The organism is Mumia spirodelae, assembly GCF_050632745.1.
GTDB lineage: Bacteria > Actinomycetota > Actinomycetes > Propionibacteriales > Nocardioidaceae > Mumia.
In genome coordinates this window covers 901,031-918,428 of the sequence record NZ_JBODSD010000002.1, presented here as the reverse complement: position 1 = coordinate 918,428, position 17,398 = coordinate 901,031, and the positions used below count along the sequence as shown (strand labels likewise).

Below are 17,398 nucleotides of genomic sequence, written 5' to 3'. Positions count from 1 at the left end.
CGATGAACAGCACGACACTGCGGCCCCGCCTGACGACCCTGCGGCGCGGGGCTGCCGCGATCGCCTGCGCGGTCGCCCTTGTGGCGCTGCCTGCCTGCGGCGGCGGCGACGACGGCGACGACTCGGGCGGTGGTGGCGAGTCCAAGGGGTCGGTCACGCTGTCCGGCCAGAACTTCACCGAGATGCAGATCCTCGCCGAGCTCTACGCCCAGGTGCTCGACAACGAGGGCTACGACGTGACCCAGAAGCTCGTCGACACCCGTGACATCTACATGGCACAGCTGAGCGACAACAACGTGCAGGTCGTCCCCGAGTACCTCTCGGGCATCGGCGACTTCCTCAACGACCAGGCCAACGGTGCGGGCTCCACGCCGGTCACCAGCAATAACGTCGAGGAGACGCTCGACAAGGTGAGCGTGCTCGCCGAGGCGGCCGGCGTCACGCTGCTCGAGCCGGCCGAGGCGACCGACCAGAACGCGTACGCCGTCACCAAGGAGTTCGCCGACAAGAACTCCCTCACGACGCTCTCCGACCTCGGGACGAGCGGTCTCGCGGTCAAGCTCGCCGCGGCGCCCGACTGCAAGGATCGCCAGGACTGCGCCAAGGGCCTCAAGGAGGTCTACGGGATCGACATCACCCAGGTCCTCCCGCTCGGCTTCGGCAGCCGCGAGGGCAAGGACGCGGCGACGAGCGGCGAGGTCCAGCTGGTGCAGGTCGCCACGACCGACGGCGCCCTCGACGACGACGGCCTCGTGCTGCTCGAGGACGACAAGGGCCTGCAGCCCGCCCAGAACCTCATCCCCGCCGTCAACACCGAGTGGCTCGCCGACAACGACGACGCGGCGACCGCGCTCAACGCGCTGTCCGCCAAGCTGACGACCGACAAGCTCGCCGAGATGAACGTCGCGGTGGACGTCGACCGTGAGAAGCCGGCGGAGGTCGCCAAGCAGTTCCTGGAGGACGAGGGCCTGCTCGATTAGCAGGTCACCCGCGGATCAGGTCTCGCCGAGCTGCACCAGCTGGCACGGCCCACCGAGATAGATCCCGCCGTCGATGTCGAGGACGAGCCCGTCCGCGTAGAGCACGGGCTCGTCCTCGGGCGTCACGGAGCCGCCTCGGATGAGCGCGCCGATGGTGTGGCCGTGGACGATCCTGCTCCCACCGAGGGTCTCGAGGACCTGACGCGCGGTGTCGACCCCGTCCTCCCGCGCGAACGCGTACCGCGACGTCAGCCGCCGCCACATCTCCCACCACGTGTCGAGATCGGGCATCTGGAGCTCGGCGCGGACGGCGGCGTTGATCTCGTCCACGGTGTCGCCCCAGAGCAGGTATGCCGTGGTGTCGGAGTGCAGCAGCAGGTGGTCGGCGGCGAAGCCGAGCGCCGGCCGCGTCGTCAGCCAGTCGAGGCGCTCCTCGTCGAGGCGCTCGATGTCGCTCACGACGCCGCCGTTGCCGACCCAGTTCGCCTCGAAGCTGTAGCGCCCGTCGCTCGGCACCGGCATCGGTCCGTAGCGGTGCATCCCGAGCATGAGGATCTCGTGGTTGCCCAGCAGGGCCGTCGCGGTCCCGCCTGCGCCTGCCGCCTCCTGCTCGAGACGGCGGGCGAGGTCGATCACCCCGATGCCGTCGGGGCCCCGGTCGACGTAGTCGCCGAGGAACCACAGGTGCGCGTCCCCGCCCGACCAGTGCTCGTTCTCGTCGAGGAGGCCGGCCGTCTGCAGGGCCTGGACGAGGACGTCGCGATGCCCGTGGATGTCGCTCACCGCCCACACGTCGCCCACGCCCCGACCCTAGAGCCAACGGGCGGGATGGGCTTGTTGAAGCGTCGCGGCCCGCCTCCGCCACGCCGCCGACGGTGAGCTGGTCAGGTCCCGCCGGGGGCGACGTCGTCGACCCCTGCCCTCACTTGTCGATGTCCCCGACGACGAAGAACATCGACCCGAGGATCGCGATCAGGTCGGCGACCACGCATCCCCGGACCACCTCCGGCAGGACCGCGATGTTGTTGAACGAGGCCGACCGCAGCTTGAGGCGCCACGGGGTCTTGTCGCCGCGCGAGACCAGGTAGTAGCCGTTGATCCCCAGCGGGTTCTCGGTCCACGTGTACGTCGAGCCCTCCGGGACCTTCAGGATCTTGGGCAGCTTCACGTTCACCGGTCCCTGCGGCAGGTCCCGCATCCGGGCGAGGCAGGCGTCGGCGAGGTCGAGCGACACCCGCACCTGCTCGATCAGGCAGGCGAACCGTGCATAGCTGTCGCCCTCCTGCCGCGTGACCACCCGCAGGGTCTTGTCCGCCGCCAGCTCGCCGTACGCGAGGTAGGGCTCGTCGCGTCGCAGGTCGAAGTCGAGTCCCGACGCCCGGGCGATCGGTCCGGAGACGCCGTACGCCTGGGCGAGCGCTGGGGACAGCACGCCGACCCCCCGGGTTCGCGCGATGAAGATCTCGTTGTCGAGCAGCATGTCCTCGATCTGCCCGAGGCGGCTGCGCACCGCGGCCGTCGCGGCGGCCACCCGGTCGAGCCAGCCCGCCGGGAGGTCCTCCTTGAGGCCGCCCACGCGGTTGAACATGTAGTGCATGCGGCCGCCGGAGACCTCCTCCATCACCTCCTGGATCGTCTCCCGCTCGCGGAAGGCGTAGAAGATCGGCGTGATGGCGCCGATCTCCAGCGGGTACGAGCCGAGGAACATGAGGTGGTTGAGCACCCGGTTGAGCTCGGAGAGGAGCGTACGGGCCCAGGTCGCGCGCTCGGGCACCTCGAGCCCGAGCATCCGCTCCACGCCGAGCACGACCCCGACCTCGGACGAGAACGCCGAGAGCCAGTCGTGGCGGTTCGCGAGCACGATGATCTGGCGGTAGTCGCGGACCTCGAAGAGCTTCTCGACGCCGCGGTGCATGTAGCCGACGATCGGCTCGCAGTGGACGATGCGCTCGCCGTCGAGCGTGAGGCGCAGCCGGAGGACACCGTGCGTCGCCGGGTGCTGCGGACCGACGTTGAGGACCATGTCGGTGGTGTCGATGTCGACGCCGCCGCCGCGCTCGTGGCCGAAGCCGGCCGAGCCCGCGCCCACGCCGACGGTGAGCGTGCGGGGCGGGGTGGTGTCGTCGCTCGACATGGCGATCAGCCTAGCGGCGCACGCGCCGGAGGCGAGGCCGGAAGGTGCTGACCCAACGCATGACACAATGGCCGGGCGTTCGGGGGGACGCACCCTACATCTATCGGGAGAGATCGTGCTGACCCTTGCACACAACGCTTCACGGCGCCTGGTCGCCGTGCTCGTCGCGGCCCTGCTGGCCGTCGGCGTCCTTGCCGCCGCACCGTCCGCCCTGGCTGCCGACACCGTCCTGCACTTCTCGGAGGTCGACCCGCGGGTGAGCGCGGACGACCAGTGGTACGTGCAGACCTGGGTCGACGGCCCTGAAGAGGACGGCGACGTCACGGTGACCATTGCCGGGCGCACCGTCACGACGCAGCAGGATGCCGCCTACCCGCACCAGTACAACGTCACGTGGCCCGTCCGGCTCCCGCAGGGCAGCTACCCGGTCACGGCGACGTTCGTCAGCGCGTCCGGCACCTACACGGCGACGACGACCACGACGCTCACGGTCTACGCGCCGCTCCACTACGCCGCGCCGGGTTCGACCTTCGTGTGGGGAGTCGACCCGCTGCGTGCGACGGTGTTCGGCGAGGGCGGGGCCGTGTCGTTGTCGTCCGGTGCCTCCCTGGACCCTGCAGACGCGACCAAGGTCCGCTTCCCGATCACCGACTTCGCCAAGGGCGTCGGACACGTCCAGGGCGGCGGTGTGGCGCGTCTGGCCAGCGCGAAGCGCGACGTCACGCTGTCGGATCTGCAGTGGGTCCGCGCTGGCGACGGCGGCTCACTGCGGGCGAACGCGACCTACCGTCACCCCGGTCAGCCCGTGCGCACCGAGCGCGGTGTCGTACTCGCGACGGCGCCCGTGATCTACGGCGCCGGCGATCCGTACAGCTTCATGAGCTCCGTCGATCTCGTGGCCACGGCAGCAGGCGCTCGCGTCCTCGCAGTGACCACGGGAGCAAGTGTGGGCAGGCTGACGTGGCGGGTCACGCTGGCGGAGAAGCCCGCGCCCGCCACCACCCGGATCGCGGTGAGCCCGACGAGCACGACGTACGGCCGGACCGCGCGAGTCGCCGCGTCAGTCGCCCGCAGCGGGACGTATGCGTCGGGCACCGTCACCTTCCGTGCGGGCTCGCGCACGCTCGGCACCGTCCGCCTGTCCCGCGGTGCGGCCGCGGTCACCGTCCCGGCCGGCATCGCCGTCGGCACCCACGCGGTGACCGCGTCGTACAAGGCGGACTACACGCCGACGACCGCCTCCGCACGGGCGAACCTCCGGATCGTCAAGGCAGGCACCGTCACCAAGGCCCGCCTGGCGAAGAAGAAGGTGACCCGCGCGCAGCGCGCGAAGGTCACCGTCACCGTCGCCGGCCGCGGGACGACGATCCGGCCCACCGGCACCGTCACCGTCTTCGACGGCAAGAAGCGCGTCGGCAAGGCGACGCTGACCGTGTCCAAGCGCGGCACAGTGACCGTGAAGCTGCCGCGCCTGAAGAAGCGCGGCAAGCACACGCTGCGGATCACCTACGGCGGATCGTCGGCCTTCGGCGGATCGTCCACCCGCGTGGTGCTGCGCGTCCGCTGACGCCGCACACCTGCGCAAGAACGCGAGAAGACTCGCAGCTGCGACCCGAGAACGGTCGCAGCTGCGAGTCTTCGTCGTGTACGGCGCGCTTGCTCAGCAGGTCTCGAGCGGCGTGCCCTCGGCGATGCGGTACTCGTGCCGCTCGTCGAAGATCAGCGGCACGAGAGCCCGGTTCGGCTGAGCCAGGCTGACGACCCGACCGGCGGCGTTGCGGGTCGCCGTCAGGTCGTGAAGCCGCAGCGTCTGGCGGAGCGACTGGAAGGTCGCCTCGCTGATCTGGTAGCCGCACATCGGCTCGGGCTCCACCTCGTCGGAGCTGGTCGGCAGCATGTCGTCCTGCCCCGCGAAGTAGACGACACCGCCCTGGGAGGCGCCGAGCTCGGTCTGGCGCTCGGCGGCCGCCGCCGTCTCGCGAGCCAGCGTCTCCCGGTTCTCGGCGACCATCTGCGTCGAGCCGAGCGCGCTCGCGTAGTTGGTGTCGACGCGGCGGTTGTTGAGGACGCGGACGTCGGCCGCCTCCTCGTCGTTGAGCGGACGGGTGGCCGTCTCGCTGAGCATCCCCACGACGTTGACGAGACCGGCGTAGTTGCGCAGGATCCGAACCTGCTCGTCGCCCGCCACCTGCAGGAACGGCTCACCGTTCTTCACGTACTGGCCGTAGATCCCGGCGGTGAAGCCCTCGCTGCGCGCCTGCGCGGCCGAGTACTCCTCGCTCATCTCCTGGCTGAGGGCGTGGATCTGGTCGTCCGCGTTGCGGTTGCGGGGCCAGAGGTGCAGAAGGTCGGTCCGGTAGTACTGGCTCGGACCGTACTCGTGGAGGTCGTTGAGGACGTCGGGGTTCCAGTCGCGGATCACCTTCGTGACGGCGCGGCCCTCGGGCGTGGCGAGCTCGAGGTAGTCGCGGTTGACGTCGACGCCGTCGGCGTTGCCGCGGGTGTTGGCGACCCAGCCGTCGGGGTTGGCGTTGATGAGGATCACCGTGGTGCGCGCGAGGAAGCGCGTCACCGTGGCGTCGGTGCTGGTCGCGAGGTCGCGTGCCAGCTTCATGCACGCCTCACGGCCGGACGGCTCGTTGCCGTGCACCGAGCAGACGAACATCGCGACCGAGCCGTCGGCCGCCTCGGCCTGCGACTTCGGTGCCGGTGAGCCGATCGAGACGAGCTGCAGCGGTCGCCCCTGCGTCGTACGACCGACGTTGCTGACCGCGACGCGCTCGCTGGCCTGGTCGAGCTGACGGTAGAACGTGAGGGACTGCGGATGGGTCGTCCAGGTCGCACCACCGTTCTTCTCGAACGGCGTCTGGAGCGCGGCCGGCGCGTCGTCGGCCGCTGCGGCCAACGCCTTCTCGAGGGCGTCGTCGCGCTGGCCGGCGCCGGCCGACGTCCCGCTCGCGACGAGGACGGACCCCGCGAGCGCGGCACCGGCCGCCAACGCGAGGACCTTGGACATGGGTGTGAAGCGTGTCGAGCGCAAGGTGTTCCTTTCGCCGGTGGCCGCCGCCCCGAGCGATCCCGGGCCCCCACGGCAGCACACATGAGGTTTCCGTCACATTCCCGGCTCGAGGAGTTTCATGCAACCTGAACTCATGCAATTCCCAGACAGAGCCGAAGTCCGAGTGGTATAAGCCGCGCCTTGCCCTCCGATGAGATCGAGGCTGGTCGAGTCTGCGTCGCTCCGGCACACTGTGTGGCCCAGGGCACATCCGTCGGAGGTTCCGAATGCGCAGCACCATGCAGGACGTCCCGCTCAGCCTCGGCAGGCTGATGCAGTACGGCACCACCGCGTACGCCGACGCGACCGTCGTCACCGCCACGGCGGACGGGACGCGCACCCGGACGTACGGCGAGGTGGGCCGTCGAGCGGCTCGGCTGGCGCACGTGCTGCGGGGCCTCGGCGTGACCGGCGACGAGCGCGTCGGCACGTTCATGTGGAACAACGCCGAGCACCTCGAGGCGTACCTCGCGATCCCGTCGATGGGCGCCGTCCTGCACACCATCAACATCCGGCTGTTCCCCGAGCAGGTCGTCTACGTCGTCAACCACGCCGAGGACCGGGTGGTGATCGTCGACGCCTCCCTGGTCACCCCGTTCGCCGCGATGCTGCCGCAGATGGAGACGGTCACGCACGTCCTCGTGGCAGGGCCGGAGGCGGGCGACACCGATCTCGGTCCGCTGGAGGCGGCCGGCAAGACGGTCCTGCGGTACGACGACGCGCTCGCCGACGCGTCCGACGACGACTTCCCGTGGGCCGAGGTGGACGAGCGCGACGCCGCCGCGATGTGCTACACCAGCGGCACCACCGGCAACCCCAAAGGCGTGGTCTACAGCCACCGCTCGGCCTACCTGCACTCGATGTCGGTCGCGATGGGCGACAACGCCGGCCTCGGCCCAGAAGACCGCGTCCTGCCGATCGTCCCGATGTTCCACGCCAACGCGTGGGGCCTGCCGTACGCCGCGGTGCTCGTCGGCGCCTCGCTGGTCATGCCGGACCGCTGGCTGCAGGCGGAGCCGCTCGTCGCGCTGATCGAGGCGACCCGTCCCACCGTCGCCGGCGGCGTGCCGACGATCTTCAACGACGTGCTCGGGTGGATCGACGAGCACCCGGCCGACCTGACCTCCCTGCGCACCGTCCTGTGCGGCGGGTCCGCGGTCCCGGAGTCGCTCCAGCGGGCGCTGTGGGACCGGCACGGGGTCCGGATCCAGCAAGCCTGGGGGATGACCGAGACCTCGCCCGTGGCCACCTCCGGCAAGCCGCCGGTCGGGGTCGGCGAGGAGGAGGCGTGGCGCTACCGGGCGGGTCAGGGGCGTCTGCTCGGCGGCGTCGAGGCCCGGCTCGTCGGAGGCGCGGGCGAGGAGCTGCCGCACGACGGCGAGGCGGTGGGCGAGGTCGAGGTGCGGGGGCCCTGGATCACCGGCGCCTACTACCGCGACGACGACCCGGAGAAGTTCCGCGACGGCTGGCTGCGCACGGGTGACGTCGGCACGATCGACCCCCGCGGCTACATCACCCTGACCGACCGCGCGAAGGACGTGATCAAGTCCGGCGGCGAGTGGATCTCCTCCGTCGAGCTCGAGAACGCGCTCATGGCGCACCCGGACGTGATCGAGGCGGCCGTGGTCGGCATCCCCGACGAGAAGTGGCAGGAGCGCCCGCTCGCCACGGTCGTGGTCCGCGCCGGTGCCACGGTCACCCCGGAGGAGCTGCGCGACCACCTCGCGGGCTCCTTCGCGAAGTGGCAGCTCCCCGACGCGTGGACGTTCGTGGAGGCGGTGCCGCGGACCTCGGTCGGGAAGTTCGACAAGAAGGTGCTGCGCAAGGCGTACGCCGAGGGCGAGCTGGACGTGCGCCGCTGAGCGCAGCGACGAGAAGAGGAGGGGTCCGATGCCGGGACGCAACCCGCTGGAGGAGTACTTCCGGCGCAACACGGGTCGGCAGATCCACAAGTGGCCGCACTACTTCGACGTCTACGACCGCCACTTCCAGCGGTTCCGCGGCCGGCCGGTCACGGTGCTGGAGTTCGGCGTCCAGTACGGCGGCTCCCTGCAGATGTGGCAGGACTACTTCGGGCCGCAGGCCAGGTTCTTCGGGGTGGACATCGATCCGCGCTGCCGAGCGTGGGAGGACGAGCAGACCACCATCCTGATCGGCGACCAGGCCGATCGCGGCTTCCTCGCCGAGGTCGCCGCGATCACCGGGACCGTCGACGTCCTGATCGAGGACGGCGGCCACTTCCCGGCGCAGCAGATCGCCACGTTCGAGGAGCTCTACCCGTTGATGGCGCCGGACGGGGTGTTCCTGATCGAGGACCTCCACACCAGCTACTGGCCGAGCCACGAGGGGAGACGTGGGGGGCCGGACACGTTCATGGAGTACGCGAAGAACCTCACGGACCAGCTGAACGCCTTCCACAGTCGCGAGCCCGGCTTCGAGGTGGACGACTTCACACGGACGACGCGGTCGATGCACTTCTACGACAGCATCATCGTCTTCGAGCGCGGACCCGTGGAGCCCCCGCGCAACAAGAAGACCGGTCTGGCGAGCTGGGACCCGGCCGAGCACGCCGCCCGGGCTCGGGAGCAGCAGGTGTCGCAGCCCCACGACCTGCGCGGGCGGATCAGCGCGATCGTCCCGGGGCCGGTCCACGACGCCTACTGGGCGACCCGACGTCGGGTGCGCCGCGCCTGGAGGCAGGCGCGGCGCCGGATCAGCCGATCTCGCTGACGACCCACCAGAAGTCGCCGAGCCCTCCGGACGCGGTCAGCTCGGCCGCCTCGGAGGCCGCCGCGAGCGCGGCGAGGTACGCCCGCGGGTCGGAGGACGCGAGCGCGAGCGGTGGGCGGGTGCCGTCCACGCCCAGGTCGCGCAGCGCCTCGCGCTGACGCAGCACCGTGCCGCCCACGGCGTCCGCCACCGCGTCCACGGCGACGTGCGCGGTGACGTCGCACGAACCGTCGGGGACCACGTCGACCTCCGCGCCGTCGCGGTAGGCCCGCAGGCTGCCGAAGGGCGGCCGGTCGCCGGCGCGGTGGCCGTAGTCGATCGCGATCGCCGCGCCTCGCGTCACGTGAGCCACCGCGTCGCGCCACCACGTGTCACGCGGCAGCCCGACCTCGGCGCGCTCCCCGGGCACGCTGCACGGCCACCACCGGGCGAGCCACGCCAGCGTCGCGGGATCGCGTACGGGCGGTCCGAGCCCCTCCGCGCCGCTCGCCGGGTCGACCCGCACGTGCCGGAGATCGCCGTCCTCGGCGCGCTCGACCACGTCGCACGGGATGTCGTCGAGCAGCTCGTTGGCGATCAGCAGCCCGTCGATGCCGTCGGGGACCTCGGCGCTCCACCCGATCTCGGCCGGGAGGTCGTCCGGACGCGCACGGACGTCGACGCCGTGGAGCTCCAGCTCGCCGGGCGCGGCCGTCGCCAGCGCCCGCAGGAGCTCGCCGCGCCCGGCACCGACGTCGACGACGGCGCGCAGGCCGGTCCGGCGGGCGTACGCGAGGACCGCTCGCGCGAAGGCGTCGGAGGCGTGGACCGAGGTCCGGAAGTGGTCGGCAGGGTGCTCGCGGCGGTAGAAGCCGTCCCGCCCGTACAGCGCCTCCGTCCAGGCCTCCCGCCACGCGATCACGCCGCGACGCTAGCAGGGAGGGCTCCGCATGGTGTTCGATGTGCTGTGCGCATGAATCGACTCAGACCCTCCCGGTGGCGCGGTCGTTCGTCCGCCTCCGCCGACGGCGAGACCGTGGAGGAGCTCCGGACCCGGCTCAAGCGGACGCGGCGCAGGCTGCGGCGGACCGAGCGTGAGCTCGTCGAGGTACGTGCCCAGCTCGACGCCGCCCGAGACGGGCTCCTCGTTCCCGACGAGGTCGAGAAGGTCGTCGCCGGCGTGCGGCGGGAGGACCTCAGCTACCTCAGCCCCACGTACCTGCGGACCCTGGCGCTGGCCGTGCTCGAGGCAGAGCGCTCCGGGCTGGAGGGTGCCGTGGTCGAGGCGGGCACGGCGCGCGGGGGATCGGCCATCGTGATGGCGGCGGCGAAGGACCCGGGCCGGCCGATGTTCGTCTACGACGTGTTCGGCATGATCCCGCCGCCATCGGACCAGGACGGCAGCGACGTCCACCGGCGGTACGAGAAGATCACCGCCGGCGGGGCCACCGGGGTCGGGGGATCGACGTACTACGGCTACCGCGACGACCTGTACGACGAGGTGCGCGACTCCTTCGCGCGCCACGGCGTGCCGGTCGAGACGTCGTCCGTGGCGCTCGTCAAGGGTCTGTTCTCCGACACGATCGACCTCGACGAGCCGGTCGTCGTCGCCCACCTCGACGGCGACTGGTACGAGTCGACGATGACGTGCCTGGAGCGCCTGGCGCCGTTGGTGGTGCCAGGAGGGCGGATCGTGCTCGACGACTACTACGCCTGGTCCGGCTGCCGGAAGGCCGTCGACGAGTACTTCGCGGGCCGCCCGGGCTGGCGGCGCGAGGAGCGCGCGAAGCTGCACCTGGTCCGCGAGGAGACCTGACCGGCCACGCCCGAGCGGATCAGAGCGGATCAGAGCGACCCGGGCGCCCGCAGGTCGGCGACCCGCGCGGACGCGAGGTCGAACAGCTGCGCCGAGTTCTGCCAGACCACGACGAGCCGTGCCCGGACGACCTGCTCGCCGAACGCCTCGCGCAGCGCCGCCACCGGCACTGCTCCTCGGACGCGCACGCCGTCGCGGGTCGCCGACACCTCCACCGGCGTGCTGAGGACCTCGCCGGTGGCGTCGTCGACCACGTCCAGCGACGCGTCGACCGTCCGTGGCCCGGGGCGCGGGCCGGTCCCGGCGACTCGGACCGTCGCGTCGAGCCGGAGGTCCTCGCGCCCACGCAGCAGCGACCGTCGTACGGCGAGCTCGGCCCGGGTGAGGGCGGAGTCGGTGATCACCGTCCGGGACGCGGCCTGGTCGCGGACGCGGGTGAAGGCGGCCGCCCAGTCCCCGAGCACGCGCTCCGGAGCGTGGTCCGCCGCACGACGCCGGGCCGCGCCGCTCATCCGCTCGAGGAGCGCGGGGTCGCCCGCGAGGGTCAGCATCCGGTCGGCGAGACCCTCGACGTCGCCCTCCGCGAGGAGGAAGCCGTTCTCGCCGTCGGAGACCTGCTCCCGCATCCCGTACCGGACGTCGTACCCGATCACCGGGCAACCGCGGCTCATCGCCTCCAGCGTGGCGAGCGGGTATCCCTCGTGGCTGCTCGTCACCAGCAGCGCGGTCGCGGTCCGCAGGCGCTCGCGAGCGCCTGGGTCGTGACCGTGGAAGGTGACGCAGTGGTCGACGCCGATCGTGCGGGCGTGCTCCTCGAGCATCGAGCGGCGGCTGCCCTCGCCGTACACGTCCAGCGTCACCGTGCTGTCCGAGCGGCGCGCGACGGCCAGCGCGTCGAGCGCGTGGGTGACGCGCTTCTGCGCCTCGAGCCGTCCGAGCACGACGAAGCGCGCCCGGTCCCGCTCGCCGCCCCGACCGTCGTCGGCGACCGGCCAGACCGGGTTGGGCACGGTGAGCAGGTTGGTGGTCGCGCCGAAGCGAAGGGCCACGTCATGACGTTGCCGCTCGGTGAGCAGCACCAGGCCGTCCAGCTCGGCGAGACGGTCGAGCACGCCGCGGAACGTCGGCTGGACCGGCCGGTCCCACCGGTAGTCGGGCACGGTGTGGGGGTTGTGCACCACCTCGAGGACGTGGAAGCGCCGCGAGCGCAGCCCCAGGAGCATCCGGACCGTGAAGCGGCTGTCCGTGACGGCGAAGACCGGCCCGGACGGGGCCAGCCCGCGCAGCCACGAGCGGACCATCCCCGGCCGTCGCCGCCAGCTCCGGACGACGCGCCCGGCGTGGTCGACCAGGCTGAACTCGGCCCTGTCATGGTCGACGGCCTCTCGCAGGAAGACCGAGCCGTCGGGCCGGCGGTGGTCGACCGCGACGACGGCGCCGTCCTCGTCGACGTGGCTCCAGGTGCCGGGCGTCCCGTCGGCGCGGTCGTTCGCACGCGCCCGCGTGCCGGCGAGGAGGGGCAGCGGCGCGGTCCCCGCCCCCAGCGCCTCCGGTGAGCGGGAGCGGTAGTCCTCGAAGAGGTTCACGAGACGCGACGGCGTCTCGAGCACCCCGCGTGCCACCAGCGCGTCACGGACCTCGTCGTAGTCCGGATAGGCGTCGTACGTCGCCACCAGAGATCGCCGGCCCCCGAGCTCACCGAGGATGCGCGCCCGCATCAGCAGGGCGGCGGTGCGTCCGCCCTTGCCCAGCCGGATGCCGCGGGCGACGGAGAGATAGGTCCCGGCGGGGAGCGCGGAACTCGGCGGGCCGGCCTGCGCCTCCGCGTCTCGAGCCACGCGTCATGGTAGCCCGCGCGGACCGAGATGACGGGGATCGGATCACGTCGACCGTTTCTCGCGCGTCGTCGAAGAGGCGTCATCTACGCTTCTCCAGGCCCTACCCGAGGAGAACTGATGTCCAGCACGCCGCGGCGCTCGTCGCTCCGCCGCCTGACCGACCCCTTGCGCGCTGCCCTGGGCCGCCGCAGCGGGGGTTCGCGGCCGGCGAAGCCCGCCCCGTCGCCGCCGCCCGCCCCGTCCCCGGCACCCGATGCCGCTGCGCCGCAGGCGCCGCCCTCGCCCGAGCGGCTGCGCGCCGCGAGCGCGGTCGAGGCGTACGAGGCGGGTCTCGCCGATCTGGCGTGGGACCGCTTCCAGGGGCTGCCGCGGCTGGTGTGGGCGCGGCACGCGATGGCGGCGTACGTCCGGTCCGGGCTGACGCACGACCGGCCGCGCGTCCTCGAGGAGCTGCGCGTCCTCGCCGAGGACCCGGAGGTGCACCTGCGGCCGCGCAGCTGGTACGAGGCGCTCGGGCCGGTCTTCGGCCTCGGCGAGAGCGACCTCGCGCGTGCGCTGTTCGCCCGGCTCGACGAGGAGGTCTCGTCGCGCGAGGTCGTCGGGCAGCGCGTGCGCGACGCCCGCGACTGGATGCGGAGGTGGATCGACCGCGAGCCGACCTCGCCCAGCGCGCCCGCCGTCCCCGACGGTGCCGTGTCCTTCGCCGTCCTGGCGTACGGCCACCCGGGCCGTCGCCGCGCCTCCGCCAACATCGGCGACCACGTCCAGAGCGTCGCCTCGCTCGGTCACCTGGTGCGCCACTCCGGGGTCACCTTCGGAGGCGACAAGGAGCTCGCCGAGGCGCTCACGGAGCTGCAGGACCGCGTGCCGCAGCGGCTGCGCGTGGAGGGCGGGACGACCCGTGTGGAGCTCGTCACCGCCGACCGCGACGCCTCGTCGTACGCCGAGATCCCGCCGAACACGTGGACGCTGGCGTTCGGGTGGTACATGCACGCGCTGTTCGACGTGCGCTACGGCTTCCCGTTCCACACCAACCTGCTGCCGCTGTTCGTGTCGTTCCACTGCAACAAGCGCGACCTCCTGACGCCGGAGGCCGCCGAGTACCTGCGTCGGCACGGTCCGATCGGCTGCCGCGACTGGACGACGGTCGACATCCTGCTCTCGATGGGGGTGCCGGCCTTCTTCTCAGGGTGCCTGACGACGACCGTCAGCACCGTCTTCCCGGACCTGGGGACGCGGCCCGGGCCGAAGTCGCCCCCGGCGTACGTCGACGTGCCGGCCGACGACGTCCCGAAGCGTGCCGTGGTCTACAAGCACAGCAACGACGCGATCCGGACCCGGTCGTTCGTGCACAACCTGCGGGACGCGGTGACCCTCCTCGACACCTACCGGGAGACGCACCAGTCGCTCGTGACCACGCGGCTGCACGCGTACCTGCCCGCGCGCTCCCTCGGTCTCGACGTCGACTTCGTCCCCTCGAACCCGTCCGACCCCCGGTTCGAGGGGCTGGCCGGGATCGACGACGCGGGGTTCGAGGCGATCCGCACGGGCATCCTCGACCTCCTGGAGCAGATGACGACCGCGATCCTGTCGGGTGCCAAGCCCGCCGAGGTCTACGCGTTGTGGCGGACGCTCACGACGGAGCGGGTGCTGGAGGCGGAGCGTCGGCGCCTCGCGCCGAGCGAGGTCGGCGGCATCGCGGCGATCCCCTCGGTCGTCGGCGTCGACCCGGCCGAGGGTTTGCAGTCCGGCGCGGGGGACGAGGGGGCGCACGTCGGGGACCTCGTGGTGCCGGTCGCGGCGGGCACCGGGGCGGCCGCGACCGAGCAGGTGCGCGCCCTCCTGACGTCCCTTACGCAGCACGCCGAGCACCCGCTCCGGGTGACGCTGCTGGGTGCCGGGGCGGGAGAGGTCGACCTCGGGCCGCTCCGCCCGCTGACGTCGGCGACGCTCGCGCTGCGGGCCGTCACGACCGACGGGACGGCCGTGCAGGACGTGCTGGCGCTCGGCGAGCTGCTCCCGGACGTCGACCGTGCCGTGCTGCTCCCGCCGGGAGCCGTCGTCCGCCAGGATCCGGCCACGCTCCTCGGGCTCGAGCTCGTCGGGCACCTCTTCGCCGCGCCCACCGCGATGAAGAAGGGCCGCACCAGCGGCTTCGGGGTCATCGAGGGTGCGGCGCTGCGCCTGCGGTCCGACAGGCAGCGGTCGACCGAGCTGCGCCGCGTCGCGTTCCAGGCCCACGCGTTCGACTTCGACGCGTTCGAGGTCGACGTCCTCGTCCTGGACGTCCACGCGATGCGGGAGACCGGGTTCGCAGCGACCGCGCTGGAGCAGGCGGCGGCCTTCGGGCTCGGGCTGCGGGAGACGCTCCACCTGTACGCCGGGCTGGACCGCGGCGTCGTCCCGGCGGAGTGGGCCGTGGACACGCGCCTCCGTCCGGCCGAGGGAGCCGCGCTCACCTACGGCGGGTGAGCGCGGCCGCCGGTCAGGACAGGTAGGCGTCGAGGGAGACGGCGACCGGGGTCGGGACGAAGCCGGTCGCCTCGATCTTGGCGAGGTCGAGGACGGAGTGCGCGGGCCGGGGCGCGAGCGCCTTGCCCTCGCCGTACGCCGCGGTCGAGGTCGGGCTCACGTCGTCCGGGTCGCGTCCGCAGCGGGCGAAGACCGCGCGCGCGACGTCGTACCAGGACGTCGCGGGGCCCGCGCCGGTCAGGTCGTACGTGCCGTACGGCGGTCGCGTACGGAGGAGGTGCTCGATCCCACGGGCCAGCTCGTCGGTGAAGGTGAGGCGCCCGACCTGGTCGTCGACGACGGCCGGGCTGACGCCCTCGCGGGCCAGCCGCGCCATCGTCCGCACGAAGTTGGGTCCGTCGCCGATCACCCAGCTCGTCCGGACGACGTAGTGACGCTCGAGGGTCGCGACGACGGCGTCGCCCGCCGCCTTCGACTGGCCGTACACCCCGAGCGGGGAGAAGGGCTCGTCCTCGTCGTGGACCTCGCGCGTGCCGTCGAAGACGTAGTCCGACGACACGTGCACGACGGTCAGGCGGTGCCGCCGGGCGACCTGGGCGAGATGGGTCAGCGCCGTCGCGTTCACCGCCCAGGCGGTGCGGCGGCCGTCCTCGGTCTCGGCCGCGTCGACGGCCGTGTACGCGGCAGCGTTCACCACCGTGTCGTACTCCGCCCAGGGGAACGACGCGTACGCCGCGGGATCGGTCACGTCGAACGCGTCCGAGGCCCGCACGTCCGCCGCCGGCAGGGCCGCGGCGAGCGCCCGCCCGAGCTGGCCCCCGCCCCCGAGCACCAGCGTGCGGCGCGGCGCCATCGGCGTCACCTCGGCGAGCGACGGGTTGGCGCGGTCCTTCGCGGAGACCTCCGCCTGGTCCAGCGGGATCGGCCAGGCGATCGCGACCTCCGGGTCGTCCAGCGCGACCGCAGTGTAGGCGACGTCGGGGCGCCAGTGGTCGTTGACGAGGTAGGAGTAGGCGGTGCCGTCCTCGAGCGCCTGGTACGAGTTGCCGACCCCGCGGGGCACGAACACCGCCACCCCCGGGTGCAGGTCGACCGTGACCGTCGTCCCGAACCCGTCGCCGGGCCGCAGGTCGACCCAGGCGCCGAACGCGCGGCCCGTCACGAGCGAGACGAGCTTGTCCCACGGCTCGGCGTGGATGCCACGGGTCGCGCCCGCGGTGGCGTTGTACGAGACGTTCTGCTGGACGGGCTCGAAGTCGGGAAGCCCGAGCGCGAGCATCTTCTCGCGCTGCCAGCCCTCCTTGAACCAGCCGCGGCTGTCCCCGTGCACCGGCAGGTCGAGGACGAGCAGCCCGGCGATCGCGGTGGTGCGGACCTGCAGGTCCGTCACTGGCCCGCCTCGGCGTACCGCGCCTCGACGGTCTCCTTGTGCGGACGCCACCACGCCTCGTTGTCGCGGTACCAGTCGATCGTCGCCGCCAGGCCGGACCGGAAGTCGGTGAAGCGCGGCTCCCACCCGAGCTCCGCGCGGAGCTTGCTCGAGTCGATCGCGTAGCGGAGGTCGTGCCCGGGACGGTCCGTCACGAGGTCGTACGCGTCGCTGGGCTGACCCATCAGCTCCAGCAGGGTCTCGACGACGTCGCGGTTGCTCTCCTCGCCGTCGGCGCCGATCAGGTAGGTCTCGCCGACCCGGCCCCGCTCGAGGATGGTCAGCACGGCGCTGGAGTGGTCCGCGGTGTGGATCCAGTCGCGCACGTTGGTGCCCTGGCCGTACAGGCGGGGGCGGCGCCCGTCGAGGACGTTGGTGATCTGGCGCGGGATGAACTTCTCGATGTGCTGGAAAGGCCCGTAGTTGTTGGAGCAGTTGCTGATCGTCGCCGCCACGCCGAAGGAGCGGACCCAGGCGCGGACGAGCAGGTCAGAGCCCGCCTTGGTCGACGAGTACGGGCTGGACGGGTTGTAGGGCGTCGTCTCGGTGAACCGCTGCGGGTCGTCCAGCGCGAGGTCGCCGTAGACCTCGTCGGTGGAGACGTGATGGAAGCGGGTGCCGTGGCGCCGGACCGCCTCGAGGAGCGTGAAGGTGCCGACGAGGTTGGTCTGCACGAACGGGCTCGGGTCGTCCAGGGAGTTGTCGTTGTGCGACTCCGCGGCGAAGTGGACGACCGCGTCCGCCTCGGCCACGAGCGGGTCGACCACGTCGGCGTCGGCGATGTCACCCACGACGAGCGTGACGCGCTCGGCCGGGAGCACGTCGAGCGCCTCCCGGCTCGCGGCGTAGGTGAGCTTGTCGAGCACCGTCACGTCGGCGTCGGTGCGCTCGACGAGGTGGTGGACGAAGTTCGACCCGATGAAGCCGGCGCCGCCGGTGACGAGGATCTTGGACACTCGAGG

At 72.2% G+C, this 17,398-nt stretch carries 13 protein-coding genes; 6 read left to right on the top strand and 7 right to left on the bottom strand.

All coding sequences use genetic code 11. From position 1 onward, the window contains the following. The first annotated feature begins 2 nt into the window (after positions 1-2). Positions 3-980, top strand: coding sequence for an ABC transporter substrate-binding protein (locus ACQSSQ_RS13785; RefSeq protein ID WP_431327645.1), 978 nt, complete (start codon positions 3-5; stop codon positions 978-980). Positions 981-995: 15 nt separating this feature from the next. On the opposite strand, the gene ACQSSQ_RS13780 is transcribed toward ACQSSQ_RS13785, so the two are convergent. Together ACQSSQ_RS13780 and ACQSSQ_RS13775 are read right to left on the bottom strand one after the other, a co-directional pair. Continuing rightward, positions 996-1,781, bottom strand: a complete 786-nt coding sequence (locus ACQSSQ_RS13780) for a metallophosphoesterase (protein WP_431327644.1) — start codon at positions 1,779-1,781, stop codon at positions 996-998. Positions 1,782-1,902: 121 nt separating this feature from the next. Continuing rightward, complete coding sequence (locus ACQSSQ_RS13775; protein ID WP_431327643.1) at positions 1,903-3,114, bottom strand: NADH-quinone oxidoreductase subunit D; 1,212 nt, start codon at positions 3,112-3,114, stop codon at positions 1,903-1,905. Positions 3,115-3,229: 115 nt separating this feature from the next. Between ACQSSQ_RS13775 and ACQSSQ_RS13770 the strand changes: the two genes are divergently transcribed. Then, on the top strand, positions 3,230-4,681 hold the full coding sequence (locus tag ACQSSQ_RS13770) for an Ig-like domain-containing protein (protein ID WP_431327642.1): 1,452 nt from the start codon (positions 3,230-3,232) through the stop codon (positions 4,679-4,681). 93 nt (positions 4,682-4,774) lie between these two features. Here the strand turns inward: ACQSSQ_RS13770 and ACQSSQ_RS13765 are convergent, their stop codons facing one another. Beyond that, on the bottom strand, positions 4,775-6,130 hold the full coding sequence (locus ACQSSQ_RS13765; RefSeq protein WP_431327641.1) for a M14 family zinc carboxypeptidase: 1,356 nt from the start codon (positions 6,128-6,130) through the stop codon (positions 4,775-4,777). A 269-nt stretch (positions 6,131-6,399) separates the two neighbouring features. Here ACQSSQ_RS13765 and ACQSSQ_RS13760 point away from each other — a divergent pair, with 269 nt between their 5' ends. Together ACQSSQ_RS13760 and ACQSSQ_RS13755 are read left to right on the top strand one after the other, a co-directional pair. After that, positions 6,400-8,034, top strand: a complete 1,635-nt coding sequence (locus tag ACQSSQ_RS13760; protein WP_431327640.1) for a long-chain fatty acid--CoA ligase — start codon at positions 6,400-6,402, stop codon at positions 8,032-8,034. Positions 8,035-8,062: 28 nt separating this feature from the next. After that, a complete protein-coding gene (locus tag ACQSSQ_RS13755) occupies positions 8,063-8,902 on the top strand; it encodes a class I SAM-dependent methyltransferase (protein WP_431327639.1) in 840 nt (279 codons plus the stop codon). Here the strand turns inward: ACQSSQ_RS13755 and ACQSSQ_RS13750 are convergent. Next, a complete protein-coding gene (locus ACQSSQ_RS13750) occupies positions 8,886-9,803 on the bottom strand; it encodes an SAM-dependent methyltransferase (protein WP_431327638.1) in 918 nt (305 codons plus the stop codon). The genes ACQSSQ_RS13755 and ACQSSQ_RS13750 overlap by 17 nt on opposite strands. Positions 9,804-9,854: 51 nt before the next feature. On the opposite strand from ACQSSQ_RS13750, the gene ACQSSQ_RS13745 reads away from it, so the two are divergent. Further along, entirely contained in the window at positions 9,855-10,697 is an 843-nt protein-coding gene (locus tag ACQSSQ_RS13745; protein ID WP_431327637.1) for a TylF/MycF/NovP-related O-methyltransferase, read from the top strand. Positions 10,698-10,726: 29 nt separating this feature from the next. On the opposite strand, the gene ACQSSQ_RS13740 is transcribed toward ACQSSQ_RS13745, so the two are convergent. Next, positions 10,727-12,535 carry a glycosyltransferase gene (locus ACQSSQ_RS13740; protein WP_431327636.1) on the bottom strand — a complete coding sequence of 603 codons (1,809 nt, stop codon included), beginning with the start codon at positions 12,533-12,535 and terminating at the stop codon, positions 10,727-10,729. Between the two features lie 117 nt (positions 12,536-12,652). On the opposite strand from ACQSSQ_RS13740, the gene ACQSSQ_RS13735 reads away from it, so the two are divergent. Continuing rightward, positions 12,653-15,007: a glycosyltransferase family protein gene (locus ACQSSQ_RS13735; RefSeq protein WP_431327635.1), complete on the top strand. Its 2,355-nt coding sequence runs from the start codon at positions 12,653-12,655 to the stop codon at positions 15,005-15,007. A 13-nt stretch (positions 15,008-15,020) separates the two neighbouring features. On the opposite strand, the gene ACQSSQ_RS13730 is transcribed toward ACQSSQ_RS13735, so the two are convergent. Together ACQSSQ_RS13730 and rfbB are read right to left on the bottom strand one after the other, a co-directional pair. Beyond that, the gene (locus tag ACQSSQ_RS13730; RefSeq protein WP_431327634.1) at positions 15,021-16,397 is read right to left on the bottom strand and encodes a sugar nucleotide-binding protein; all 1,377 of its coding nucleotides are present in this window, start codon (positions 16,395-16,397) and stop codon (positions 15,021-15,023) included. Further along, complete coding sequence (rfbB, locus tag ACQSSQ_RS13725; protein WP_431327633.1) at positions 16,394-17,392, bottom strand: dTDP-glucose 4,6-dehydratase; 999 nt, start codon at positions 17,390-17,392, stop codon at positions 16,394-16,396. Before rfbB ends, ACQSSQ_RS13730 begins: the two co-directional genes overlap by 4 nt. Positions 17,393-17,398: the final 6 nt, after the last annotated feature.

Coding starts and splice junctions, on each gene's coding strand:
- ACQSSQ_RS13785 (WP_431327645.1), top strand. CDS start 3: ATGAACAGCACGACACTGCGGCCCCGCCTGACGACCCTGCGGCGCGGG.
- ACQSSQ_RS13775 (WP_431327643.1), bottom strand. CDS start 3,114: ATGTCGAGCGACGACACCACCCCGCCCCGCACGCTCACCGTCGGCGTG.
- ACQSSQ_RS13765 (WP_431327641.1), bottom strand. CDS start 6,130: ATGTCCAAGGTCCTCGCGTTGGCGGCCGGTGCCGCGCTCGCGGGGTCC.
- ACQSSQ_RS13760 (WP_431327640.1), top strand. CDS start 6,400: ATGCGCAGCACCATGCAGGACGTCCCGCTCAGCCTCGGCAGGCTGATG.
- ACQSSQ_RS13755 (WP_431327639.1), top strand. CDS start 8,063: ATGCCGGGACGCAACCCGCTGGAGGAGTACTTCCGGCGCAACACGGGT.
- ACQSSQ_RS13745 (WP_431327637.1), top strand. CDS start 9,855: ATGAATCGACTCAGACCCTCCCGGTGGCGCGGTCGTTCGTCCGCCTCC.
- ACQSSQ_RS13735 (WP_431327635.1), top strand. CDS start 12,653: ATGTCCAGCACGCCGCGGCGCTCGTCGCTCCGCCGCCTGACCGACCCC.